The sequence below is a fragment of the Amycolatopsis sp. NPDC050768 genome, from assembly GCF_040654155.1.
Lineage (GTDB): Bacteria > Actinomycetota > Actinomycetes > Mycobacteriales > Pseudonocardiaceae > Amycolatopsis.
In genome coordinates this window covers 14,707-38,300 of record NZ_JBFAHL010000015.1, presented here as the reverse complement: position 1 = coordinate 38,300, position 23,594 = coordinate 14,707, and the positions used below count along the sequence as shown (strand labels likewise).

The 23,594-nt window shown below is 69.9% G+C and carries 20 protein-coding genes; 16 read left to right on the top strand and 4 right to left on the bottom strand.

Annotated features, from left to right (window positions below):
• The first annotated feature begins 5 nt into the window (after nt 1-5).
• The 4 genes from boxB to AB0H62_RS35480 all read left to right on the top strand — a co-directional run bounded on the left by boxB (nt 6) and on the right by AB0H62_RS35480 (nt 4,491).
• On the top strand, nt 6-1,427 hold the full coding sequence (gene boxB / locus AB0H62_RS35495) for a benzoyl-CoA 2,3-epoxidase subunit BoxB (protein ID WP_220244713.1): 1,422 nt from the start codon (nt 6-8) through the stop codon (nt 1,425-1,427).
• Nucleotides 1,428-1,437: 10 nt separating this feature from the next.
• Entirely contained in the window at nt 1,438-3,003 is a 1,566-nt protein-coding gene (locus AB0H62_RS35490) for a benzoate-CoA ligase family protein (protein ID WP_220244712.1), read from the top strand.
• Nucleotides 3,004-3,016: 13 nt separating this feature from the next.
• Nucleotides 3,017-3,871, top strand: coding sequence for an amidohydrolase family protein (locus AB0H62_RS35485; protein WP_220244711.1), 855 nt, complete (start codon nt 3,017-3,019; stop codon nt 3,869-3,871).
• A 122-nt stretch (nt 3,872-3,993) separates the two neighbouring features.
• Complete coding sequence (locus AB0H62_RS35480; RefSeq protein ID WP_220244710.1) at nt 3,994-4,491, top strand: sigma-70 family RNA polymerase sigma factor; 498 nt, start codon at nt 3,994-3,996, stop codon at nt 4,489-4,491.
• A 45-nt stretch (nt 4,492-4,536) separates the two neighbouring features.
• On the opposite strand, the gene AB0H62_RS35475 is transcribed toward AB0H62_RS35480, so the two are convergent.
• Entirely contained in the window at nt 4,537-4,890 is a 354-nt protein-coding gene (locus AB0H62_RS35475; protein WP_255638504.1) for a VOC family protein, read from the bottom strand.
• Between the two features lie 74 nt (nt 4,891-4,964).
• Entirely contained in the window at nt 4,965-5,417 is a 453-nt protein-coding gene (locus AB0H62_RS35470; RefSeq protein ID WP_220244708.1) for a MarR family transcriptional regulator, read from the bottom strand.
• Between the two features lie 94 nt (nt 5,418-5,511).
• On the opposite strand from AB0H62_RS35470, the gene AB0H62_RS35465 reads away from it, so the two are divergent.
• From AB0H62_RS35465 to AB0H62_RS35450, 4 genes are all read left to right on the top strand, one after another.
• A complete protein-coding gene (locus AB0H62_RS35465; RefSeq protein WP_220244707.1) occupies nt 5,512-6,477 on the top strand; it encodes a ring-cleaving dioxygenase in 966 nt (321 codons plus the stop codon).
• A complete protein-coding gene (locus AB0H62_RS35460) occupies nt 6,474-7,079 on the top strand; it encodes an alpha/beta hydrolase (protein WP_220244706.1) in 606 nt (201 codons plus the stop codon). Before AB0H62_RS35465 ends, AB0H62_RS35460 begins: the two co-directional genes overlap by 4 nt.
• 10 nt (nt 7,080-7,089) lie before the next feature.
• A complete protein-coding gene (locus AB0H62_RS35455; protein WP_220244705.1) occupies nt 7,090-8,226 on the top strand; it encodes a dipeptidase in 1,137 nt (378 codons plus the stop codon).
• 68 nt (nt 8,227-8,294) lie between these two features.
• A complete protein-coding gene (locus AB0H62_RS35450; protein ID WP_220244704.1) occupies nt 8,295-8,639 on the top strand; it encodes a lipopolysaccharide assembly protein LapA domain-containing protein in 345 nt (114 codons plus the stop codon).
• A 54-nt stretch (nt 8,640-8,693) separates the two neighbouring features.
• Here the strand turns inward: AB0H62_RS35450 and AB0H62_RS35445 are convergent, their stop codons facing one another.
• Nucleotides 8,694-9,551 carry a maleylpyruvate isomerase family mycothiol-dependent enzyme gene (locus AB0H62_RS35445; protein WP_360590959.1) on the bottom strand — a complete coding sequence of 286 codons (858 nt, stop codon included), beginning with the start codon at nt 9,549-9,551 and terminating at the stop codon, nt 8,694-8,696.
• 76 nt (nt 9,552-9,627) lie between these two features.
• Between AB0H62_RS35445 and AB0H62_RS35440 the strand changes: the two genes are divergently transcribed.
• The 8 genes from AB0H62_RS35440 to AB0H62_RS35405 all read left to right on the top strand — a co-directional run bounded on the left by AB0H62_RS35440 (nt 9,628) and on the right by AB0H62_RS35405 (nt 21,753).
• Entirely contained in the window at nt 9,628-10,419 is a 792-nt protein-coding gene (locus tag AB0H62_RS35440; RefSeq protein WP_255638503.1) for an Abi-alpha family protein, read from the top strand.
• A 1-nt stretch (nt 10,420) separates the two neighbouring features.
• Nucleotides 10,421-11,665, top strand: a complete 1,245-nt coding sequence (locus AB0H62_RS35435) for a DUF445 domain-containing protein (protein WP_220244701.1) — start codon at nt 10,421-10,423, stop codon at nt 11,663-11,665.
• Between the two features lie 49 nt (nt 11,666-11,714).
• The gene (locus AB0H62_RS35430) at nt 11,715-15,071 is read left to right on the top strand and encodes a patatin-like protein (RefSeq protein WP_360590956.1); all 3,357 of its coding nucleotides are present in this window, start codon (nt 11,715-11,717) and stop codon (nt 15,069-15,071) included.
• Between the two features lie 260 nt (nt 15,072-15,331).
• Nucleotides 15,332-15,835 (top strand): diaminobutyrate acetyltransferase, encoded by a 504-nt coding sequence (ectA, locus tag AB0H62_RS35425; RefSeq protein WP_220244699.1) that lies wholly within the window; start codon nt 15,332-15,334, stop codon nt 15,833-15,835.
• Between the two features lie 38 nt (nt 15,836-15,873).
• Nucleotides 15,874-17,124 carry a diaminobutyrate--2-oxoglutarate transaminase gene (gene ectB, locus AB0H62_RS35420; protein WP_220244698.1) on the top strand — a complete coding sequence of 417 codons (1,251 nt, stop codon included), beginning with the start codon at nt 15,874-15,876 and terminating at the stop codon, nt 17,122-17,124.
• Nucleotides 17,125-17,151: 27 nt separating this feature from the next.
• Nucleotides 17,152-17,547: an ectoine synthase gene (locus tag AB0H62_RS35415; RefSeq protein ID WP_220244697.1), complete on the top strand. Its 396-nt coding sequence runs from the start codon at nt 17,152-17,154 to the stop codon at nt 17,545-17,547.
• 64 nt (nt 17,548-17,611) lie between these two features.
• Nucleotides 17,612-18,514, top strand: a complete 903-nt coding sequence (gene thpD / locus AB0H62_RS35410; RefSeq protein WP_220244696.1) for an ectoine hydroxylase — start codon at nt 17,612-17,614, stop codon at nt 18,512-18,514.
• 476 nt (nt 18,515-18,990) lie between these two features.
• Nucleotides 18,991-21,753: an AfsR/SARP family transcriptional regulator gene (locus AB0H62_RS35405; RefSeq protein WP_220244695.1), complete on the top strand. Its 2,763-nt coding sequence runs from the start codon at nt 18,991-18,993 to the stop codon at nt 21,751-21,753.
• Nucleotides 21,754-22,430: 677 nt separating this feature from the next.
• Here AB0H62_RS35405 and AB0H62_RS35400 read toward each other — a convergent pair.
• On the bottom strand, nt 22,431-23,081 hold the full coding sequence (locus AB0H62_RS35400; protein WP_220244694.1) for a DUF4190 domain-containing protein: 651 nt from the start codon (nt 23,079-23,081) through the stop codon (nt 22,431-22,433).
• Nucleotides 23,082-23,594 lie beyond the last annotated feature (513 nt).

Sequence of the window (23,594 nt, the reverse complement as noted above, 5' to 3'; positions counted from 1 at the left end):
CCGAGATGCCCGAGCGGATCGACTACGACGCCAAGATCCCCAACAACGTCAACCTCGCCGACGACCGGAGGTTGCAGCGGGCGCTGGAAGGCTGGCAGCCGAAGTTCATGAACTGGTGGGGCGAGATGGGTCCCACCCTGCAGACGCACGGCGTCTACCTGCGCACGGCCGTGAGCGTCGGGCGGGAGGGCTGGGCGCACTTCGACCACGTGAACGTGCCGGACTACCGCTGGGGCATCTTCCTCGCCGAACGCGACCCCGACCGGCGCATCGCGTTCGGGGAGCACAAGGGCGAGTCCGTGTGGCAGCAGGTGCCCGGTGAGTACCGCGCCGACCTGCAGCGCCTGATCGTGATCCAGGGCGACACCGAGCCGGCGTCGGTCGAGCAGCAGCGGCTGCTGGGCCTGACCGCGCCGAGCCTGTACGACCTGCGGAACCTGTTCCAGGTCAACGTCGAAGAGGGCCGGCACCTGTGGGCGATGGTCTACCTGCTGCACGCGTACTTCGGCCGCGAAGGCCGTGACGAGGCGGAAGGTCTGCTGCTGCGCAACTCCGGCAGCCCCGACGCACCGCGCATCCTGGGCGCGTTCAACGAGGAAACGGCCGACTGGCTGGCCTTCTTCATGTTCACCTACTTCACCGACCGCGACGGGAAGTACCAGCTCGGGACGTTGAAGGAGTCTTCCTTCGACCCGCTCTCGCGCACGTGCGAGTTCATGCTGAAGGAAGAGGCGCACCACATGTTCGTCGGCACCACGGGTGTCGACCGCGTGGTGCAGCGGTCCGCGGATCTCATCCGCGAGCACGACACGCTCGACATCGCCTCGCACGGCGGCATCCCGCTCGACATCATCCAGCGGTACCTGAACTTCCACTACACGGTGTCGCTCGACCTGTTCGGCAGTGAGACCTCCACGAACGCCGCGAACTACTACACCGCGGGCCTCAAGGGCCGCTGGCAGGAGACGCGCCGCAAGGACGACCACAAGCTCACCGAGGACAGCCGCGACCTCGACCGCCCCAACGGCGACGGCACGTGGACCTCCGACGAGCTGCAGGCCATCCTGCTGCTGAACCTCGACCTGCGCGGCGAGTACACGGCCGACTGCCAGACCGGCGTGAACCGCTGGAACAAGATCCTCGCGGACGCGGACCTCGACTTCCGCTTCAAGCTGCCGCACCCTGGTTTCAACCGCGAGGTCGGCATAAACTCCGGCCACCACATCACTCCCGACGGCAACATCGTCGACGAGGCCACGTGGGAGGCCAGCCGGCACCGGTGGCTGCCGACGACCGAGGACCTGACGTTCGTCCGCTCGCTCATGCATCCGGTGTACGAGCGCGGGAAGATCGCCAGCTGGGTCGCGCCGCCGAGGCAGGGCATCAACGGCAAACCGTTCGACTACGAGTACGTGCACCTCACCTAGAGGGGGCCCCATGAGCAGCGGGTTCAACGCCGCCGAGTACCTGCTGGCCCAGGGGCGTCCCGACGCACCCGCCGTCGTCTCCGCGCGGCGGACCCTGAGCTACGCCGAGCTGACCGACGAGGCCTACCGGTTCGCGTCGGGCCTGCGTTCCCTGGGCGTGCGCCCGGAAGAGCGCGTGATGTTCTGCATGGTCGACGACGTCGAGCTGCTCACGGGCATCCTCGGCACGATGCTGGCCGGCGCCGTCGCGGTGCCGGTGTCCACGATGGTCACGGGCCTCGAGCTGGGCAAGGTCCTGGCCGACTCGCGGGCGCGCGTGCTGTGCGTGTCCGGGGAGTTCGCCGCGCAGGCCGTCGGCGCGCTGGCGGCCGCGCCGGAGGTCACCGACGTGGTGCTGGACCGCGCGGAGGCGGCGGCGTTCCCCTCGGGTGTGGCCACGCACGCGTGGGCCGAATTGACCACTGTGGACGATGTGGACCTGGAACCCGCTCGCACGTGGGAGGATTCGCCCGCGCTGTGGCTGTACACGTCGGGCACGACGGGCCAGCCGAAGGGCGCGATGCACCGGCACGCGAGCATCCGCGCGGTGTGCGAGACGTACGCGCACTCCGTCCTGGCGACGGCTTCGAGTGACCGGTTCCTGTCCGTGCCGAAGCTGTTTTTCGCCTACGGCTTGGGGAACTCCGCGTTCTTCCCGCTCGCCGCCGGCGGCACGACCCTGCTGGAACCGGCGCGGCCGACGCCGGCCTTGTTCGCCGCCCGCGCTCGCGCCGACAAGCCGACGTTGTTCTTCGGCGTGCCGACGTTCTTCGCCGGCGTGCTGGCCAGCGACGTGCCGGACGACTCGTTCGCCTCGGTTCGGTTCGCGGTGTCGGCCGGGGAACCGTTGCCCGCCACCATTTTCACGCGCTTCCGCGACCGCTTCGGCGTCGAGATCCTCGACGGGATCGGCTCTACGGAAGCGTTGCACATCTTCCTGTCCAACCGCCCGGGCTCGATCCGGCCGGGCAGCACGGGCACCGCCGTGCCGGGCTACGCCGTGGAGATCCGCGACGAGAACGGCGCGCTCATCGAGGGCCCCGGGCAGCCGGGCGAGCTGTTCGTTTCGGGCCCGTCGACGGCGATGGGCTACTGGGCGCGGTACGAGACCACCAAGCGCGTGTTCCAGGGCGAATGGCTGCGCACGGGCGACAGCTACGTCCGCAACGAGGACGACACCCTGACTTGCCTGGGCCGCTTCGGCGACATGCTGAAGGCGGGCGGGATCTGGGTGTCACCGTCCGAAGTGGAGGAACGGCTGCTGCAGCACCCGTCCGTCGCCGAGGTGGCCGTGGTGGCCGCGCCGGACGCGGACGGCCTCGACAAGCCGGTGGCGTGCGTCGTCGCGGCGCCCGGTTTCGCCGTGGACCCGGATGTGCTGATCGAGTTCTGCCGCGCGGGTCTGGCGGCGTTCAAGCGTCCGCGCGGTGTCGTGGAGCTGCCGGAGCTGCCGAAGACCGCGACGGGCAAGATCCGGCGCAATGTGATCCGCGACCAGGTGCGCGAGTCGCTGCTCGTGGTTCCCGCGAAACCGTGATCGACTGGCCGGCATGATCGACGGTCGCTTCGTGGTCGACGCCCACGTCCACACCCCCCGGCTGCCCACGCTCAAACCGGCCTGGATGGACTGGGCCCGCGACTTCGCCGGCACGTACCCGTGGCGCACGGTCTACGACGACGCGGGTTCGGTGATCCCCGCCGCGATGGACGAGCTGATGGACTCCGAGGGCGTCGACCGCGTGCTGCTGTTCTGCGAGTACAGCCCGCGCGCCACCGGCATCCAGCCGATCGAGGACAACCTGCCGCTGGTCGCGTGCAACCCTTCGCGGTTTCGGTTGGTAGCGAACGTAAATCCGCACCTGCACCACCCGCTTCGTGACGAGGTCGCCCGCCAGCTGGACCTGGGCGCCGTCGCGCTGAAGCTCCACCCCGTCCACGGCGGCTTTTCGCCCGCGGACAAGGAGCTGTACCCCGTCTACGAGCTGTGCGCATCCGTCGGCGTGCCCGTCGTTCTGCACTCGGGCCTGTCGGTGTTCCCGGGCGCCCGCGCGAGCTTCGGCGACCCCGCCCTGCTGTCCGACGTGGTCGAAGACTTCCCGGCCGTGAACTTCGTCTTCGCCCACGGCGGCCGCGGCTGGTGGTACGACACCGCGGCCTTCATGGCCCAGTCGCGCCCCAACGTCTGGCTCGACCTCGCCGGCCTGCCGCCCAAGAAACTCCCGGACTACTACGCCCGCTTCGACCTCCCGCGGCTGGCCCGCAAGTGGATCTTCGGCACGGACTGGCCGGGAGTGCCGGGAACCGCCGTGAACGTCCGGTCGATCGCCGGGCTGGGCCTGCCGGAGGAAACGCTGGGGGACGTGCTGGCGGGTAATGCGCTGAAGCTGATGCCGGGGTTGAAGTAGCGCCACGTGCACCGGGGTGACCTGCGGATACGCGGAGTCGCCCGATTCGGCGGTCGTTCCGGTGATCGGGAGCCGGCGGGGGTGGTCAGTTCGTCTGCGTTTGCGGACGAAAGGACGTGGGCATGGCCGAGGACGGGGAGTTACGCCGGATTTCGGAGCTTGTCGTACGCGTGGTGGCCGCCGACCCGGGGCTGCGCGGCGACGCGGAGGACGCGTGCCAGACGGCGTGGGCCGAGTTCCTCGGGCGGCCGGACGCCGTGCACGAGCGCACACGCCTCGGCGCCTGGCTGACCACCGTCGCCCGGCGCCACGCCATCCGCGCTGTCGGCCGGCGGGCGCGGTCGGCGGAGGTCGAGGCGGCGTTTGCCCCGGCGGGCGCCGAGTCTCCGGAAGCGGCCGCGCTGGACAACGACGTGGCCACCGCCCTGTGGCGCACGGTCGACAGCCTGCCGGACCGCCACCGACGGCTGGTGTGGCTGCTGGCGCATCGGCCTGAGCTGTCGGTGCGTGAGGTGGCGGCTGAGCTGGGGATTTCGCCGAGCAGCCTGGGCAAGGTGCGGAGCCGGTGTCTTGCCGTGTTGAGGTATCGGCTCACTGCGCAGGGGTACACCTACCCGTGAGGGAACTCGCCCACCCGCGCAAAACCGCAGCTCAACAACCCAAAATCAATCCAAAATCTCATGCAGACACAAAACGTTCCCCTCCGAATCCGAGAACCACGCAGCCCTCTCATGCCCCACCTGCGCCACGTGGTCGACAGTCTTCAGCCCCTCCACGTCGACATCCTGGAACGTCACCCCCCGCCGCTCCAGCACCGTCATCTCCGCCGGCAGGTCGACGACCTCGAAGCTCAACGCGGTGTTGGGGCTCTGCGTCCCCTCGGGCATCAGCCGAAGGCCGATCGTCCCGGCCCCCGCGGCGAAGTACTGAGTCCCGTCCTCGCCGGTGTTCACCGGGGCGAGGCCGAGGGAGTCGGTGTAGAAGTGGGCGGCGCGGGTGGCGTCGGACACCGGGAGCATGGTGGTGATGGTCGAGTCGGTAAGCATGTCAGCAGCATGCGCCGACCAGGCAAAACGTCGGTAGGGCGCGTTTTTCAGCCGTTGGCCGAGCGCAGGGTGCGCATGGCGGCGGCGAGAGCCGCCGCGTCGTCGCCCAGGGGGCTCAGGACGATGCGGCGCAGGATTTCCGCGCAGGCCGAGCGGGCCTTCAGGGCCACGTCGAGGCCGTGTTCGGTCAGGGAGGCGAATGTGACGCGACGGTCGTCCGGGCTGGGGATGCGGCAGATGAGGTCCGCGGCGACCAGGCGGTCGGCGACCTTGGTGAAGCCGCCGCTGGAGAGCGCGGCCTCGGTGGCCAGGCGGGTCATCGGCATGCGGTGGTCGGGCGAGCGCACGAGTCTCAGCAGGATGTCGAACGACGCGGGCGCGAGGCCGAAGCGATCGGCGATCTCGCCCATCAGCTTGTCCTGCGTGGCGAGGTAGCCCTCGATCACGAGGCCCCACCAGGTCACGATCTCGTCGTCGTCCGTGCGCGGGTCAGGTGTCACGGCGCACACGCTACCGCACAGTCTCACCGGAATATATCTTGCGCGCGAGAGGTTTTGCGGGTTAGCGTTGAGCAACAGCACCCGAGGAGACCTGATGTCCATCAAAACGAGCGGGTTGCACCACGTCACCGCCATCGGCGGCAACCCGCAGCGCAACGTCGACTTCTACCTCCGGACCCTGGGGCTGCGGCTGGTGAAGACCACCGTCAACTTCGACGATCCGGGCACCTACCACCTCTACTACGGCGACCAGTCCGGCAAGCCGGGCTCGCTGATCACCTTCTTCCCCTGGTCCGACGCGCCCGCCGGTCGCCTGGGCACCGGCCAGGCGACGACCACGGCGTTCTCCGTGCCGGAGACCTCGCTCGGCTGGTGGCAGCAGCACCTGAAGACGCAGGGCGTGGAGACGAGCCAGATCCGCAACGCCGACAACGAGGAAACCCTGACCTTCCGCGATCCCGACGGTCTGCAGATCGCCCTCGTCGCGCACCCGCAGGGCGACCCGCGCGACCCGTGGGACACGAAGCTCGTCCCGGCGGAGAATGCCATCCGCGGCCTGCACTCCGTCACGCTCTCGGTGTCCAAAGAGGACGCCACGGCCGGCATGTTCACCGACGGCCTCGGCCTTTCCTTCCACAGCCAGGACGGCAACCGCTTCCGTTTCGAGGCGGGTGAAGGTGGCCCGGGCGCGCTCGTCGACGTGCTCGTGACACCGGAGACTCCGCGCGGCCTCGTCGCCACCGGCACCGTGCACCACGTGGCCTGGCGCGCGCCCGACGAGCCGACGCAGGCGGCTTGGCGCGAGGAGCTCGTGGACAAGGGCGTCAACGTCACGTCCATTTTGGACCGCCAGTACTTCCGCTCCATCTACTTCCGCGAGCCCGGCGGCACGCTGCTCGAAGTGGCCACGGACGCGCCCGGCTTCACGTACGACGAGCCGCTGCTCGAACTCGGCCGCGCGCTGAAGCTCCCGCCGTGGCTGGAACCGCGCCGCGACGAGATCGAGCACATGCTGCCCAAGCTGAACCTCCCGAGCGAAAACAACCCGGAGCAGAAGTGAGCACCTTCGAGCACAAGTACGCGGAAGGCGAGCCGGACAAGCCCGTGCTGCTCCTGCTCCACGGCACCGGTGGCGGCCCCGACGACCTGCTCGGGCTCGCCCGCGAGCTGAGCCCCGGCTCGGCCACGCTCGCCCCGGCGGGCCCGGTGTCGGAGTTCGGTGCCGCACGGTGGTTCCGCCGGCTCGCCGAGGGCGTCTTCGACTACGAGGACGTCGTCAAGCGCGCCAACGACCTCGCCGATTTCGTCGAGGCGGCCAAGGGTGAGTACGACCTGAAAAACCGCCGCCTCGTGGCCGTCGGCTTCTCCAACGGCGCCAACATCGCCGCCGCGGTCACGCTCCTGCGTCCGGAAGTCCTCGCGGAAGCCGCGCTGTTCTCCGGAATGTCCCCGGTCCCGCAACCGCCCGGCCACGACCTTTCGGGCACCCGCGTGTTCCTCTCCAACGGAGAGCAGGACCCGATGGCCCCCTTGGCTTCCACCGAGGAGTACATCCGCTTGCTCAAGGAGCGGGGCGCCGAAGTGACCACGCACCGCCAGCCCGGCGGGCACCAGATCACGCTCGACGGCGTCCGCGCGGCCCGGGAGTGGCTCGCTCGCTAGGGTCGAGCCCATGACTTCTGGGGCACTCGAACGTGCGACGAACCTGCTGAGCACCACGATCCTGTCCGACGGTCACAACGACCTGCCGTGGGAGCTGCGGCTGCAGGGTGGACCCGACCCCGCAGCCGCGGCCGCGGCGCTCGACCTGACCGTGCGCCAGCCGTCGCTGCACACCGATTTCCCCAAGCTGGCCGACGGAAAGCTCAGCATGCAGTTCTGGTCGGTCTACGTGCCGTGCCAGCTCGCGGGCGACAGCGCCGTGACCGCCGTGCTGGAGCAGATCGAGCTCGTGCACCAGCTCGCGCAGCGCTATCCCGACCGGCTGGAGCTCGTCACCACGGCCGACGAGGCCGAAGCCGCGTTCGCCGCCGGCAAGATCGCGTCGCTGCTCGGCGCCGAAGGCGGCCACAGCATCAACGAATCCCTGGGCGTGCTGCGGATCCTGCGCCGCCTCGGCGTGCGGTACATGACGCTCACGCACAACTTCAACACCCCGTGGGCCGATTCCGGCACGGACGAACCGGCGCACGACGGCCTCACCGACTTCGGCCGCGAGGTCGTGCGGACGATGAACGAGATCGGCATGCTGGTCGACCTTTCGCACGTCGCGCCGAGCACCATGCGCGCCGCGCTGGAGGTCAGCACCGCGCCGGTGATCTTCAGTCACTCCTCGTGCATCGCCGTGAACGACCACCCGCGCAACATCCCCGACGACGTCCTCGCGCAGCTGCCCGGCAACGGCGGCGTCGCCATGATCACCTTCGTGCCCGCCTTCATCTCCCCGGCCGTCTCCGCGTGGGACGAGCAGCTCAAGGCCGCGATGGCCGCCGCCGGCCAGGAGTTCCGCGACCTCGGGCAGCGCGGGCGCTTCGCCGAGGCGTGGGACGGGCCGGCGAAGCCGAAGGCGACCGTCGCCGACGTTGTCGCGCACGTCGAGCACGCACGCGAGGTCGCCGGCATCGACCACATCGGCCTCGGCGGCGACTACGACGGCGTCGGCACGCTCCCGGAAGGGATGGAAGACGTCTCGAAGTACCCGGTGCTGTTCGCCGCCCTGATGGAACGCGGCTGGAGCGACGAGGACTGCGCGAAGCTCGCCGGCCGCAACTCGCTGCGGGTGCTGCGCGAGGTCGACCTCAAGCACTGAAACACCGGTACTCACCCGTTAGGGTTTCAGAACCGGCGATCGGCTGACCGCGGGCGGACAATCAGGGCATGTCCCACGCGCGAAGTGACAACCCTGAGGTGCCGGGTGTCGAGATGCCCGGGACCGACCCGATCACGACCGCACCTCCCTCGACCACGAAACGCAGGCCCACCCGGGTCAGCGGGGCCTGGATCTCGGCGGTCGTGGCCATCGTGCTGCTGGCGTTCCTGCTGGTGTTCATCCTGCAGAACCTCGACAGCGTCACGGTGCACTTCCTCGGCATGGCGGGCAACCTGCCGCTCGGCATCGCGATGCTCCTGGCCGCGCTCGGCGGCATGGTGGTGATCGGCCTGGTCGGCGGTGCCCGGATCATGCAGCTGAGGAAGCAGACCAAGCGTCAGCGGCAGCGCTGATCGGGGCGGTCAGGGTGGATGCCGCAGCCGCGACATCCACGGGGTAAGCCTGTGTCATGCGATGATCGAGATCATCTCGAGCATCGTCGCGCAAACGATTTCGTCGCCCTTCACCGTCACGCGATCCTCGACGTCGGCGGGTTTCACCATGCGCGTGCACAGCCGCCAGAAGGTGTCCGCGTCCGTGGTCACCGACGCCAGCGGGCTGCGTGAGGTCGGCGCGGCCCGGTCGAGCGTCCACCCTGCCGCCGACGCTGCCGAAGCGCGGGCGGTCCACTGGCCACCGCTCGGTCCCGTGACGGTGTAGCCGACCTGGCGACCGCTGCGGGCTTCCACCTCGCGCAGCGTGTGCGGCAGGGCGCGCATGAACGTGTCCACCACCGGCGCCCGGAACTCGGGCTCGTCGAGCAGCGTCGCGCCCACGGCTTCGCGGATCTGCTGCTGGTGCACCCACAGCTCGGTGTACTCGCGCGCCACGTCGAGCCACAGCGGCGCCGGCTCCGGGCCCGCCCACGTGACGGGCCCGCCCAGCTCGTCGAGGTCGTGGCGCTTCCACATGTCGGTGAGCTGCGCCGTGCTGTCCACGAGCAGCGCGAACAGCACCTCGGGCGAGAGCCGGCGGCACGCGCGCACCCACTCGTCGTTGATCCGGTGCAGAAACGACGGGAACGGCTCGGCCTCGCGGGGCTCGTCGACGTGGTAGCCGTCGCGGTCCCGGGAAAGCCGCCCGAGCTTGTCGCCCAAGATGTGGGCGGCCACGTCGTGCACGGTCCAGCCGGGGCACGCCGTCGGCGCGGCCCACTGGTCGGCGTCGAGGTCGGTGAGCACGCTGACCAGGGCTTGTTCCTCGCGGGCGAACAGCGGGAGGACGTCGATCGGCGGTCCCCAGGCGGTGGCGGTCATGCGCGCCATCCAACACCGGACGATCACGGGGCCGCATCGCCTACCCGCAGGTAGCATCAGCGCGGAGCACGAGGGGAGCACTCCTGTGGACAGTCAGCGACCGCACGGCCGAGGCTCGGCCGACGACGTGGTCAACGTGGCCCGCCGCGCCGGGCAGCTGGCCGGCTGGGCCGCGCGCACCGGGTTCGGGCTCACGCGCAAGCTGCCCGGGGTGGACCAGGCCGAGCGCGGGATCCGGCACGTGGAGCGCAGCCTGCTGAGCGAGCTCCGCCGCCGCCTCGACGAGGTCGACGACCCCTACCACGCGGCGCTCACCGCGGCGTCGGCCATGAACCGCGGTGACGGAGGCGGCCGCGTGGTCGAGTCCACCGTGACGCTGGTGCCCGCCCGCGAGCACGAAGAGCCGCTTCGCGCGGCGATGGCCGAGCTGCTCAACCACTCCATCGGCTTCGGCCGCGAGCGCGCCCGCGAGTACTTCTACGCGATCATCCTGCGCCAGCTCACGCCCGACGAGGCGCGCATCCTCGCCGCGCTGTCCGACGGTTCGCCGTTCCCCGCCATCGACGTCGCCGAGCGCACGAACCTCGGCGGCGCGGGCCGGATCGTGCTGCGCAACGCCTCGACTGTCGGCAAGGCGGCCGGGGTGTCGCTGCCCGACCAGGTGCCCGGTTACCTCACGCGGCTGATCGGGCTGGGCCTCGTCGACCTCGACGAAGAGGTGCCGGCGCTGGAGACGCAGTACGAGATCCTCCTGACCGACGAGACCGTGCGTGAGGTGGAGAAGCAGGTGAAGCGGGTCAAGGTGATCCGCCGGACCGTGCACATCTCCCGGCTCGGGGCTCAGTTCTGGCAGGCCTGCGACCCGAGCCTCGGCTAGCGTGGGCGCTTTCCTTTCGGGCCTGCTCGACGACTTCGCCCGCCACTGGCCGCTCTACGTTTCGATCCCCGTCGTCGCCGCCCTCATCGGGTACGGCACGAAGCTCGTGGCGATCCGCATGATGTTCCAGCCCGTGGAGTTCCTCGGGATCAAGCCGTTCCTCGGCTGGCAGGGCATCGTGCCGAAACGCGCGGCGCGCATGGCGAGCATCGCGTGCGACACGATGACCGAGCAGCTCATCAAGCCGGCCGAGATCGTCGCGCGGCTCGACGCCGAGCGGATCGCGCGGGAGATCGAGAAACCGTTGCAGGCGGCGGTCGAGGACATCGTGCGCGAGGTCGCGGGTCATTACCAGCCGGGGCTGTGGGAATCGCTGCCGGTGGGTGTGCAGCGGCTGGTGATCCAGCGCGTGCAGACCGAGTCGCCGCACATGGTCAAGGCCGTGCTGGAGCTCATCAAGTCCGATGTGGACAGTGTGTTCGACCTCAAGGGCATGGTCGTCACCAGCCTGGTAAAGGACAAGCGTCTGCTCAACCGGATCTTCCAGGAGGCGGGCGAGCAGGAGTTCAAGTTCATCGCGCGCTCGGGCCTGGTGTTCGGCGGGCTGATCGGCGTGATCCAGATGGTGGCGTGGGTGCTGTTCAAGTTCCCGCTGATCATGCCGTTGTTCGGGCTCTTCACGGGCTGGTTCACCGACTGGCTCGCGCTGCGCATGATCTTCTACCCGCTGGAGCCGAAGCGGTACTTCGGCGTGCGGTGGCAGGGCCTGTTCCTCAAGCGGCGCGCGGAGGTGGCCGAGGCGTACGGCGCGCTGATCGCCAAGGAGATCATCACGCCGCACAACGTGATCGAGGCGATCCTGCAGGGCCCGCTGTCCGACCGGGTGCTTGCGTTGATCCAGCGCCAGCTCGACGCCGAGATCGGCCGCGCGGCGAACGTCGCGAAGCCGCTGCTGGTGTTCGCCATCGGCAGCCGCCGCTACCAGGACGTGAAGTTCGCGATCTCCGAGCAGATCATGGCGCGCCTGCCCGACACGATGCGCTACATCGAGGACTACGCCACCGACGCGATGGACATTCGCAACGTGCTCGTCACCAAGATGAAGGAGCTCTCGCCCGAGGAATTCGAGCAGCTGCTGCGCCCGGCGTTCCAGCAGGACGAGTGGATTCTCATCGCGACGGGCGCTGTACTCGGGTTTTGTGTAGGAGAGGGCCAAGTTCTGCTGCTGGAGCACCTCGCCTCCTGAGCGCGCCGCTAGGGTGCTGCCGTCGGGGCGGGACGTCGAGGGGTGCGGCATGGGCGAGGGAGCGGCTCCGTGGCCGCAGGAGATCCGGCTCGCGATGACCATGGTCGGGGGCGCGAGCCTGGCCGTGTGGATGAGCGGGGTGGCCGCCGAGACGTCGGAGCTGTTGCAGGCGTCGCGCTCTTCCGAGCCGAGTGGTGGGTACCGGAAGCTGCTCGACCTGCTGCGCGCGAAGGTGCGCCTCGACGTGCTCACCGGGACGAGCGCCGGCGGCGTCGGCGCGGCGGGGCTCGGGCTGGCAGAGGCGTTCCGGTCTTCGCCGGCGCCGTTGCGCGACGCGCTGGTGGCCGACGCCTCGCTGGCGAACCTGATCCGCGACCCGAAGGAGGCGCAGCCGCGCTCACTGCTCGACGGCGACCAGTTCCTGGGTTGCCTCGACGGCGCGTTCCGCGCGATCGTCTCGGGCGGCACGACGCCGGCCGAGGCGCCGGACATGACGCTGCTGCTGCCCGGCACGATGATCGACGGTGAGACCGTGCGCTACGACGACGCGCTCGGCAACCTCGTGCGCGACACCGAGCACCGCATGCTGTTCCGCTTCGTCGGTCCACTGTGGAACAACCAGGTCACGGCGCCGCTCGCGCTCGCGGCGCGCTCGACCGCGTCGTTCCCCGGCGCGTTCGAGCTGGCGCGGCTGCCGGTCGGCCCTCGGGTCGCGGACCGGCAGCACCCGGACATGACGGACTTCACCGAGCTCACGCGCTCGCACTGGCTCACCGACGGCGGCGTGCTCGTGAACAAGCCGCTGCGCCCGGCGTTGCGGGAGATCTTCGAGCTGCCGTCTTCGTCGGACGTGCGGCGGCTGCTGCTCTACGTGGTGCCCACCGTCGAGGCCGAGGCGGCCGCGGTGCCGGTGGATCCGGCGAACCCGCCACTGCTGGGCGCGGCGCTGGCGAAGGTCGTCTCGACGGTGATCAACCAGACGATCAGCTCCGATCTGGAGGAGCTCACCGCGCACAACGACGCCGTGGTCGCCACCCGCGACACCCGCGTTTCCCTTGCCGCGCTGGGACTTCGCGGCGGCGAACTGGTGGACCGCCGCGTGATGGCGGCCTACCTCGACCGGCGCGTCGCCGAGGACGCGGCCGAGCTGGTGCGCACGGCCACGCGGTACTACGCGCTGTCCACTGTGGATAGCAAGGATCCAGGCTGGGCCAAGGGGATTTCGACGGAACTGCGCTCGGTAGCAGCCGACGGTCTCCGGCACGGCATGCCGGCGAAGGCGCCGGGAGCCGGGTGCCAGGTCGAGGACCTCGCCGCCTTCCGCACCACGGCGCTCGACGATTCGGTTGCCACGGGCCTGCAGCTGGTCAACGCCGCGTTCCACCTCTGCCCGGACGGGCAGCAGGCCGCGACACTCAACGACGTCCGCGCGCGCCTGCACGCGGCGCGCAGCAAGGCCGCGCGGGGCATCCGCATCTCGCCGTGGGTGGCGAAACACGAACCGCCGGCCGCGGGCACCTCGGCGGCCGACTGGATCGCGCAGCTGGCGCGGGAATGGGCTCAGCTGGGCAAGTCGGACGCGCTGCGCGAAGCGTGGCCCCTGGTCACGGGCGCGCTACGCGACGCGGCGCCGGTGCTGCGGGAGCTGGCGAGCGACCCGCTGGCGACGGCGGCGGTGCTGAAGATGAACGGGCAGGCGCCGCCGCAGCAGACCGACGGGGCCAAGCTGGACGCCGAGGTCGCCGGCGTGGTGGCCGACGCCGTCGACACCGTCACGACGCTGGTCGGCTGGTTCGGCCTGGCCGAGGATCCGGCTCAGGATCCGGCTCAGCCGGAGGACCCGGCGCGCCAGGGCGACGCAGCCCAGCGTGCGGTCCCAGCGCAGCTTGCGGTCGCAGCCCAGCCTGCGGTGGCAGTACAGCCCACGGAACCAGCGCAGCTCGCGGTCGCAGTGCAGCCCGCGGTGGCGCCGCAGCCCGCGGTCGTAGCCCAGCCGGAGGACGCAGCCCCGCCCGACGACCCGGCGCAGGCCGCGGTTGCAGTGCAGCCCACGCACCCGGCCCAGTCCAACGACCCGGCCCAGTCCGTCAACGACCACACCCTGATGTCCCGCCTGATCCTCCTGCACGTCGCCACCCGCGGCCTGCTCGCGCAACCGCCGTCGGTCGACCAGCGCGTGGACCTGGTGCAGGTCAGCGCCGATTCCCGCACGCTGCTCGACCTCGGTCGCCAGCGCGGCTGGGACAAGCTCACCGGCCTGCAGGCCGACTACTTCGGCGCGTTCTACAAGTCCTCGTGGCGCGCGAACGACTGGATGTGGGGCCGCGTCGACGCCGTCGGCTGGCTCGTGCAGTGCCTGCTCGACCCGCATCGGCTGCGGGTGCTGCGCAACGTCGTCGGCCCGGAGGCGTTCCGCGCCGAGGTGCGCGAGGCGTTCACCGCGGTCGGCTGGCAGCTGCCGAGCGTGGCCGACAACGTGCCGGCCGCCGACGTGCAGTCGCTCGTCGCGCAGCTCGGCGAGGAGCTCGCCTTCCTGGGCCTCGACGCGCAGCTGGCGGACGCGGCGTTCAGCGACGACCTGCCGACCAGCCTGCCGGTGACGTCGATGGTGCTCGCGCGCGGCCGCCAGCTGGAGATCGCGCGCGAGGAGCTGCCGGTCGTCGCCAAGCAGGCGGCCGACGACGCGGCCGAGGGCAACGGCAAGCCGTCCGCGGTCTTCCGCACGGTCATGGCCACGCCGCCCGCGGACGCCGCCGCGACACAACGCGCGTTCCAGGCCTGCCAGGTCTCAGCCGAACGCTTCGAAGGCGAACGCGGCACGATGCTGCTCACCAAAACGCTCGTGAAGGCCGGTGCGACGGGCGTCAACGCCGCCGCGGGCGCCACCCGCGTGCCGACGTCGCTGCAGCCCGCCGCGAAGGTGGCCCAGGCGACCGGGCGTAGCGCGTGGTGGGTCACGCAGGGCGCGTCGAAGCTCGGGCGCCCGTGGAACCTCATCGCGGCCGCCGTGACGGCCGTGGCGGGCCTCGTGCTCGGCGGCAACGGCAGCCAGGTGCTGCAGTGGGTCGGCCCGCCCGTGGCCGCCGGTGCGGTCGTGTTCCTCGTGATGAGCCTGCTGACGCTGAAACGCACGTGGCGCATGGTGCTCACGCTGCTGTGCGTGCTGGTGGTGGCGGCGTTGCTGTTCGCGGCGTTCCTGCCGCCGCTGGCGCAGCCGTTGTTCGGCTGGCTCGGCACGGTGGTCGCGGGCTGGCGCCGCGGCGAGGCGCCCGTGTGGTGGCTGCTCGTGGTGCTGCTGCTCGTGCTGCCCGCCGTGTGGACGCCGATCGCCGCACTGCGCCGCCGCACGCGCACGCGGAGTACTCGGCGCCAGGTCAAGGGCATCGGGATCACCCGCCGCAGCTGAGTGGTCACGGCCGAGACGCGCCGTCCGATCAGGGGCGGCGTTCGTCCGCCTTGCGCCGAACCGCGTGACGCGTCATGGTCGGGGGAGTACAGGCCGCTCGCCACGGCGAGCGGTCCAATCCCACGTCTTGCCCCGAGACGCTGTCGATCAAACGTGTTTGTGGGGCTCCTCACCGAACATTTCACGTCCCCGCAGGTGAGCAGGGTGGGCGTGGCGCGCGTCGCTGGCGGCGTGAAAATTCTCTGTTACGTTTCCTGAGTATGTCCGGAAAGCACTTGATCGAACCCCCGACCAAGGCCGATGGCGCCGCCCTCTGGCGAATCGCGCGCGATTCGCAGAAGCTTGATCTCAACTCTCCGTATGCATACCTGCTGTGGTGTCGCGATTTCGCGGAGAGTTCGGTGGTCGCCCGAGTCGAGGCGGAGGCGGTGGGTTTTGTCATCGCCTACCGGAGGCCGTCCGAGCCCGACGTCGCGCTCGTGTGGCAGGTCGCGGTCGACTCTTCGCAGCGCGGGAAAGGCCTGGCCGGGCAGTTGCTCGACGCCTTGTACGCCCGCCTGGTCGACGACGGGGTGCGTTTCCTCGAAACCACGATCACCCCTGACAACGAGGCTTCGATCCGTCTCTTCGCGTCGTTCGCGAAGCGGTGGAACGCCACGCTGAAGAGCAGCAGGCTGTTCGAAGCCGAAGATTTCCCGGAAGATGGCGAAGGTGGGCACGAGCCCGAAAACCTTTACCGCATCGGGCCGTTGATCCGTCAATAAGCCGTGAATTTCGGGTCGAGTAGGAGCAAAGAAACGTCATGAGCATCTTCGAAGAGCTCGAATCAGAAGTCCGAAGTTACAGCAGGGGGTGGCCGGTCGTCTTCGACCGCGCGCAGGGCAGCTGGCTGTACGACGAGGACGGCAAGGCCTACCTCGATTTCTTCGCGGGTGCCGGCGCACTCAACTACGGCCACAACAACCCGAAGCTCAAGGCCGCGCTGATCGACTACATCCAGCGCGACGGCGTGACCCACGCGCTCGACATGTACACCGTGGCCAAGCGCGATTTCCTGGAGGCGTTCCAGCAGAAGATCCTCGCGCCGCGCGAGCTGGACTACAAGATCGTCTTCCCCGGTCCCGGTGGCGCCAACGCGGTGGAAGCCGCGCTGAAGCTCGCGCGCAAGGTGACCGGCAAGGAGTCGGTCATCAACTTCACCAACGCGTTCCACGGCATGACGCTCGGTGCGCTGTCGGTCACGGGCAACTCGATGAAGCGCGGCGGCGCCGGCGTCCCGCTCGTGCACGCCACCCCGATGCCGTACGACCGCTACTTCGACGGCACGATCCCCGACTTCCTCTACTTCGAGAAGCTGCTCGAAGACTCCGGCAGCGGCCTGAACGAGCCCGCCGCCGTGATCGTGGAGGGCGTGCAGGGCGAGGGCGGCATCAACGCCGCGCGCCTCGCCTGGCTCAAGGGCCTCTCGGACCTGTGCGAGAGCCACGACATCCTGCTGATCCTCGACGACGTGCAGATGGGCTGCGGCCGCACCGGCCCGTTCTTCAGCTTCGAGGACGCGGGCATCAAGCCCGACATCGTCTGCCTGTCGAAGTCCATCGGCGGCTACGGCCTCCCGATGGCGCTCACGCTCATCAAGCCGGAGCTCGACGTCTGGGAGCCCGGCGAGCACAACGGCACGTTCCGCGGCGTCAGCCCCGCGTTCGTGACCGCCACCGAGGCGATCAACCTCTACTGGAGCGACGACGAGCTCGAGAAGTCCACGAAGGCCAAGGGTGAGCGCATCGCCGCCGCCTTCAAGGACATCGTGGAGGCCTACCCGGACGCCAACCTGGTGGCGAAGGGCCGCGGCCTCGCGCGCGGCATCGAGTTCGCGAACGGCGACCTGGCCGGCGCGGTGTGCAAGGAAGCGTTCGAGCGCGGCCTGCTGATGGAGACGTCCGGGCCCGACGGTGAGGTCATGAAGCTCCTGCCGCCGCTGACGCTGACCGACGACGAGCTCACGCAGGGCCTGTCGATCATCAACGACTCCATCGCCGCCGTCCTCAAGTAATCCCGAACAACAGGTAAGGAGCGACCTTTGCTGGTCCGCACGCTCAACGAAGTCACCGACACCGACGCCGACATCAAGACGCCCAACTGGCGCAGCAAGCGCATCATCCTCGCCAAGGAGGGTCTGGGCTTCTCGGTGCACGAGACCACGCTGTACGCGGGCACGGTGAACGACTTCTGGTACGCCAACCACATCGAGGCCGTGTTCATCACCTCCGGCGAGGGCGAGGTGGAGAACAAGGCGACCGGCGAGGTCTTCCCGCTGGCGCCCGGCACCATCTACGTGCTCAACGACCACGACAAGCACCAGGTCCGGCCCAAGACCGAGATCAAGTGCGTGTGCGTGTTCAACCCGCCGGTCACCGGCCGCGAGGTGCACGACGAGAACGGCGTGTACCCGCTCATCGTCGAAGAAACCGCCTGAGCCTTCCCGGCTGCTGCCGCGACCACCACGCCGAACGAACGCGAGAACCAGGAGGAGAGCAACTGTGACGCTGACGGACACCCGGGTCGAAGACGGGTACCCGACCCGGATCGCCGGTACGCCGGAGCAACTTCCGCGCGTGCACCCCACGGTGTGGGGTACCGAGGCAGACGGTCCCATCGACGCCGCGACCCTGGCCAACCACGAGGCCAAGGGCTACACCGTCGACGAAGGCCTGCTCTCGCCCGGTGAGGTCCAGACGTACTGGCAGGAGCTCGTGCGGCTGTCCTCCGATCAGGAGCTGCGGGCCGACGAGCGGGTGATCACCGAGTCGAGGACCGGCGAGGTCCGGTCCATCTTCGACGTCCACGTGATCTCGGACCTGATCGCGGAGCTCGTGCGCGACCCGCGGGTCCTCGACCGGGCCCGGCAGATGCTGGGCTCGGACGTCTACATCCACCAGAGCCGCGTGAACTACATGCCGGGCTTCAAGGGCACGGGGTTCTACTGGCATTCGGACTTCGAGACGTGGCACGCCGAGGACGGCATGCCGACGCCGCGGGCCGTCAGCTGCTCGATCGCGCTCACGGACAACTACCCGTACAACGGCGGGCTCATGGTCATGCCGGGCTCGCAGCGCACATTCGTGCAGTGCGCGGGCGAGACGCCGGACGACAACTACAAGAGCTCGCTCAAGGACCAGCGCGTCGGTGTGCCGGCCGAGGACGACATCACGAAGATGGCGGCCGAGTGCGGCATCGACCAGTTCACCGGCACGGCGGGCACGGCGTTGTGGTTCGACTCCAACGTGATGCACGGGTCGTCGAACAACATCACGCCGTACCCGCGCTCGAACATCTTCCTGGTGTTCAACAGCGTCGAGAACGCGCTACAGGAACCTTTCGCGGCAGCCAGCCCGAGGCCGTCGTTCATCGCCGGCCGCGACGCCACCCCGGTGCGCCGGTGACGAGGGTTACCTCCGCGCGGCGGCGGGTCGCCCGTAGCCGTGAATGTGCACCCTGTTACTTTGTCGCCACTCCGCACGGGCCTCGTGGGTCCGTCGCGGAGGAGCTGTCCGTGGCAGTCCGGGTTCCTAGCTCGGGGTGAGCCCACCCGTCCCGCCCGGGCAGCATTGAGGTCGGGTGGACCGCGCCCCCTGGCGGCCCAGCCGACGTCACCGAGTCCGGCCCCGCACCATCAGATCGGGACTGATGGTGCGGGGCCGGATTCGTTTTGCCCGGGGCTAAGTCCGTTACGACATTCGGGCTACGGCCGCTGCTCGGGCGGGAAAACCGTGCGCACAGCCGAGGAAACAGCGACTGACACGTGGGTGTCCGGCGTGTGGAGTTCACGAAAGAGTTGTGTCTGTCAGCTCAACACCACGGTAGGTTGTGCCTCCTGGCGGGGGAGACGCCGGAACCAACCGGGGAGGTGCGCGCGAGCATGGCCGAAAACGCGGGCGCGCACGTGCAGCTGCTCGGCCCCGTCACACTCCTCGACGGTGCACGTGCAGTTTCCATCGGCGGTCCCGGTGTGAAAGGCCTGCTCGCGCTGCTGGCGTTGAAGGTCGGCAAGGTCGTACCGCTCGAGGAGATCATCGACGCGCTGTGGGGCCACGACCCGCCCGCCACCGCGCGGACGATCGTGCACGGCAACGTCTCGCACCTGCGCCGCGTGCTGCGCGACCTGGGAGGTGACTCCGTCGCGGAAATCCTCACCAGCCCGCCCGGCTACCAGCTCGCGGTGGATCCGGCGCGCGTCGACGTGCACCACGCCCGGGCCCTGCTGGACAGCGCCGTGCTGGAGCCGCCGGAGCAGGCGTCGACGCTGCTGGGCTCGGCTTTGGCTCTGTGGCGGGGACCCGCACTGTCCGGCGTGCCCGATTCGGTGCGGGCGCCCGAACTTGAGGACCTGCGCCTCGCGGTCCACGGCGCGCGCGTGGACGCCGACCTGGAGCTGGGCCGCCACAACGAGCTGATCGTGGAGCTCAGCCCGCTCGTGCGCGCCGACCCGCTGGCCGAGCGCACGGCCGGGCAGCTCATGCGCGCGCTCTACTACGCCGGCCGCCGCGGCGACGCGCTGGAGCTCTACCGCACGGTCTCGCGCGCCACGCTGCGCACGCTCGGCGTCGAACCGGGTGGCGACCTGCGGTGGCTGCACGAGCGCGTGCTCAACGACAACCTGAACGTCGCCGTCCCCGAAGCCTCCGCGCTCGTGAAAGCGCCTTCACAACTGCCGGCCGCGGTGCCTTCGCTCGCCGGCCGCGACGCCGAGCTGGCGTGGCTGGACGGCCTCGCCCAGACCGGCGAGAGCACCGTCGCGGTGGTGTCCGGGACGCCCGGCGTCGGCAAGAGCGCGCTGGTGGTGTGGTGGGCCCACCGCGCGGCAGCGCGCTTCCCGGACGGCGTGTTGTTCGCTTCCCTGCACGGTTTCGACCCGCGGCACGCGCCGCTGGAGCCCGCGGAGCTGCTCACGCAGTTCCTGCTCGGCCTGGGCGTCGCGACGGGTGATGTGCCAGAGCAGCTGCACGAACGCGTCGCGCTGTACCGGTCGCTCATCGCGGGCCGCCGCATGCTGGTGCTGCTGGATGACGCGCGCTCCGCCGAGCAGGTGCGGCCGTTGCTGCCGCCGGGTTCGCGGTCGATGACCGTGGTGACGAGCCGGTCGAAGCTCGAAGGCCTGGCCGTGTCGAACGCGGCGCGGCTGCGTGTTCTGGGCACTTTGGCGCCCGACGACGCGGTGCGCCTGATCGAAGAGCTGGCCGGGCCCGCGGATTTCGACCTGAACCACGCCCTGGCGCGCTTGTGCGGCTACCTGCCGCTGGCCCTGCGCATCGCCGGCGCGCGGTTGTCCTCAAGTCCACAGTGGACCGCTCAGGACCTCGTCGACGAGCTGGGCAACGAACGCACCCGCCTCGCCGCTCTGGAGGTCGACGGCGCCGACGGCGGCGTGCGTGCCGCGTTCGACGTCTCCTTCCGCGGCCTCCCTTCGGACCTGGCGCGTCTCCTGCTGCAGCTGGGCGTCCTGCCGGTCCGCCGCGTCGGCCCTCACCTGGCGGCCGCGGTGGCGTCGATGCCCGTCGACCGCGCGCGCCGCGCCCTGCGCACCCTGGCGGCGCACAACCTGCTGACCGAGACGGCCCGCGACGTCTTCGCACCCCACGATTTGGTGCGGCTCTACCTGAGGGAGCTCGCGGAGTCCGAACTGGACAGTGGTTCGACGGAAGCGGTCCTGGTCCGCGCCGTGCACTTCTACCAGGCCGCCTCCGACACGGCCCGCCGTCGAATGCTGCGCATAGTCGACCCGCTCGACCTGACGGACCTGCTGCCCGCCGACGCCCTCCCGGAGCTGAACACGTTCGACGAGGCCCAGGACTGGTTCGAGGCCGAGTGGCCCAATCTCCTGGTGGTGCTGGACGCCGCGTATTCCGCCGCGTTGTACGGCGACGTCTGGCGCCTCGCACGGGTTTCGCACACCTACCGAGTGGTCTGGCCCCTCTTGGACGAGTGGACCCGCCTCGTCGACCTGGGCCTGGCCGCCGCCGAGGCTTCCGGCGAGACCCTTGGCCAGTGCTGGATGCTCATCTCGCGCTGCGCCATCGCCCTGACGTTCGAGCTGCCCCAGGCCCGGCCCGCCGACGCCGAACGCGCCCTGGACCTCGCTGTGAAGCTCGGTGACAAACGCTCCGTCACGGTCGCCAACATCCACCTCGGCAGCGTGCTGTCCCTGCTGTCCCGCCACGACGAAGGCATCTCCCGCCTGCTGGAGGCCATCGCCGAAACCGAGCGCACCGGCGACCTCGAGCTGCGGGGGCAGGCGCTGAACAACTGCGCCGAGACGGAGAAGCGCGCCGGCCGCTTCGAGGACGCCGTGGTGCATGAGCTGGCTTCGCTGGCGATCGACCGGGAGCTGGGGAACGACAGCTACGCGGTGGTTTCGCTGAACAACCTGGCCGACCTGTCGCAACGCTTGGGGGACTCGGCTACTGCGTCGCGTTATGCGTGGGAGGGGATCGATCTCGCGCACGCCCGCGGGTTCGACCTTCACGAGGCGATCCTTCGGGTGACTCTGGCACGGATCTTGCGCGCTTCGCCGGCGACAGCGGGGTTGGCTCGGGAGCAGTACGCCTTGGCGGCGGTGCTGTACGGGCGGGTGAATCCGGCTCAGGTTCCGGAAGTGCAGGCGGAGGCTGCTGAGCTGGAGTGAGCGGTTTGACTGGTTCGACCGATTCGCTGATCACTCGGCTACCTGCCGATGACCTACGCATTCACCACTTCCGCGGCGCATCTGCACGTCGCCTCCTGGGCCCTCTCCGAAGTTGTCCACACCCATCTCGGAGTTGTGGACAACTCGCCCCCTTGGCGGCCTGGCCAGCGTTTTTGTCGGAGGCCGCCGATAGAATGGGCTTGGGGACGCCCCCCTCGGGAGGGCGGGGGCTGTCTGTCGGGGCCGGAGGTCTGCCGGGCGCTGGGAGTCGCCGACCGTCGGCGTGTGGAGATCGGTTGAAGATCGGCCCGCGAGGGTTGCGCAAGAGGTTTCTTGCACAGCGTTCACCTGCGTTTGCGCAGGTCGGGGATACCCTGGCTGGGCATACTTAGTGGTTTCTTAGCGTCCGAGGGTGTGGGCCGCGTAGGGTCGAAGGCGGTGTCGGCGGAGCCCTAGGGGAGGGGCAGGCTGTGAAGCTGGCGCCGCGGGTCCGCAGTCGCGTGCGGCGGGTCCGGAAGAGCCGCCAGGAGCGGCTCGGCGGCGGTTGGCCGGCCGACTTGGGGGTAGGCCGGCCGGCCGCCAGGCCCCGAGGCGACGGGAGCACCTGGGGGCGGGCAGTCGAGCATCGCGGGGCCGAGCGATCGAACCGGACGTCCCCAGCGAAACCCGGCCCGATCTCACCCCACGTTCGCCGTGCACAGCGCGATGGTCGAACCACTGCTGTCGGCCACCGTCTTGCCGTCCACCAGGATCGTGCAGGAGATCTGGTTCACGACGCTGGCGTTGGCGGTGTCGGCGGTCAGGCTGAGGATCGGGGTGCCGCCGCTGAAGGAGCCGTGGCCGTGCCACTGGTCGGTGCTCGCGGGGGCCGACTCGGTGCGCTGGTCGTTGAGCGTGCCGTAGCGGACGGTGGCGCCGCCGGCGGAGGTGACGACGAAGTCGACGTTGTGTTCGTCGCCCGGGGTCGGCGGGATGTGGAGGTCGCCGGCGCTGCTGGTGCCGAAGACCGACGGGAACAGCACCATCGTGGCCGACAGCAGGGCCGCGATCACCGCGACGATCACCGCCGTCACCGCGATGCCCCGGCCGGCCGCTTTGCCGCGCGTGGACTGGACCGTGCCGACGATCCCCAGCACCAGCCCGACGCCCGCGAGCGGCCACGCGACGAAGCCGTAGTCCGCCGCGATCGCCGCTCCGATCGCGACCAGGCCGAGAACCAGGCCGACGATGCCGAGCACGTTCGGCTTCGGCTTGGGTGGAGTGCGGTTCGGCGGCGTGGGCAGGACGCCACCGGGTGCGGCCGCGAGCCGGGGATCGGGCGGGATCACCCGCCAGGAGCCGGAGTCCGAGGAGCCGCCGCGGTGGGCGGAAGCGGCGGGTTCGGCTCGCCACGCGCCGGAATCCGAAGGTCCACGACGGCGGGCACCATCGCCGGAAGATCCGGATCCGCCACCGTGTGAAGCGGCAGTGCGGGAATCCGCAGATCCCCTGTCCCGCCGTGAAGAATCCGCAGAATCATGACCCTCGGCGGCGCCACGCGAACCGTCCCGGGCCCGGTCTTCGGAACCGGTGCCAGGCGGCGCGGAAGCACGTCCGGAAGAGCGGCCGTGGCGCGCGGGGGCGGGCGGGTGCCGCGGGTCGGGGGAGGTCATGCGTGGGGGCCTTCCGGGTCGAAGTGCGACGACGTTAACCCACGCCGACCAGTGGAAGGCGAAATCGTTACGTAGCAGAAAACGTCATCTATTCACCTCGCCGTACACACACCGGTCATTTACTATCCTGTGCCCCAGCAAGTGACCTGGTTGGTCGAGGGAACCCACAATTGAGCATGCGCCGCGTAT

What these genes read in the sequence shown, in the direction of transcription:
- AB0H62_RS35405 (WP_220244695.1), top strand. Translation starts at nt 18,991, where the DNA reads ATGGCCGAAAACGCGGGCGCGCACGTGCAGCTGCTCGGCCCCGTCACA.
- AB0H62_RS35475 (WP_255638504.1), bottom strand. Translation starts at nt 4,890, where the DNA reads ATGCTCCCGGTGTCCGACGCCACCCGCGCCGCCCACTTCTACACCGAC.
- ectB (WP_220244698.1), top strand. Translation starts at nt 15,874, where the DNA reads ATGAGCATCTTCGAAGAGCTCGAATCAGAAGTCCGAAGTTACAGCAGG.
- AB0H62_RS35455 (WP_220244705.1), top strand. Translation starts at nt 7,090, where the DNA reads ATGACTTCTGGGGCACTCGAACGTGCGACGAACCTGCTGAGCACCACG.
- ectA (WP_220244699.1), top strand. Translation starts at nt 15,332, where the DNA reads ATGTCCGGAAAGCACTTGATCGAACCCCCGACCAAGGCCGATGGCGCC.
- AB0H62_RS35485 (WP_220244711.1), top strand. Translation starts at nt 3,017, where the DNA reads ATGATCGACGGTCGCTTCGTGGTCGACGCCCACGTCCACACCCCCCGG.
- AB0H62_RS35480 (WP_220244710.1), top strand. Translation starts at nt 3,994, where the DNA reads ATGGCCGAGGACGGGGAGTTACGCCGGATTTCGGAGCTTGTCGTACGC.
- AB0H62_RS35490 (WP_220244712.1), top strand. Translation starts at nt 1,438, where the DNA reads ATGAGCAGCGGGTTCAACGCCGCCGAGTACCTGCTGGCCCAGGGGCGT.
- AB0H62_RS35430 (WP_360590956.1), top strand. Translation starts at nt 11,715, where the DNA reads ATGGGCGAGGGAGCGGCTCCGTGGCCGCAGGAGATCCGGCTCGCGATG.
- AB0H62_RS35445 (WP_360590959.1), bottom strand. Translation starts at nt 9,551, where the DNA reads ATGGCGCGCATGACCGCCACCGCCTGGGGACCGCCGATCGACGTCCTC.
- AB0H62_RS35465 (WP_220244707.1), top strand. Translation starts at nt 5,512, where the DNA reads ATGTCCATCAAAACGAGCGGGTTGCACCACGTCACCGCCATCGGCGGC.
- boxB (WP_220244713.1), top strand. Translation starts at nt 6, where the DNA reads ATGCCCGAGCGGATCGACTACGACGCCAAGATCCCCAACAACGTCAAC.
- AB0H62_RS35450 (WP_220244704.1), top strand. Translation starts at nt 8,295, where the DNA reads ATGTCCCACGCGCGAAGTGACAACCCTGAGGTGCCGGGTGTCGAGATG.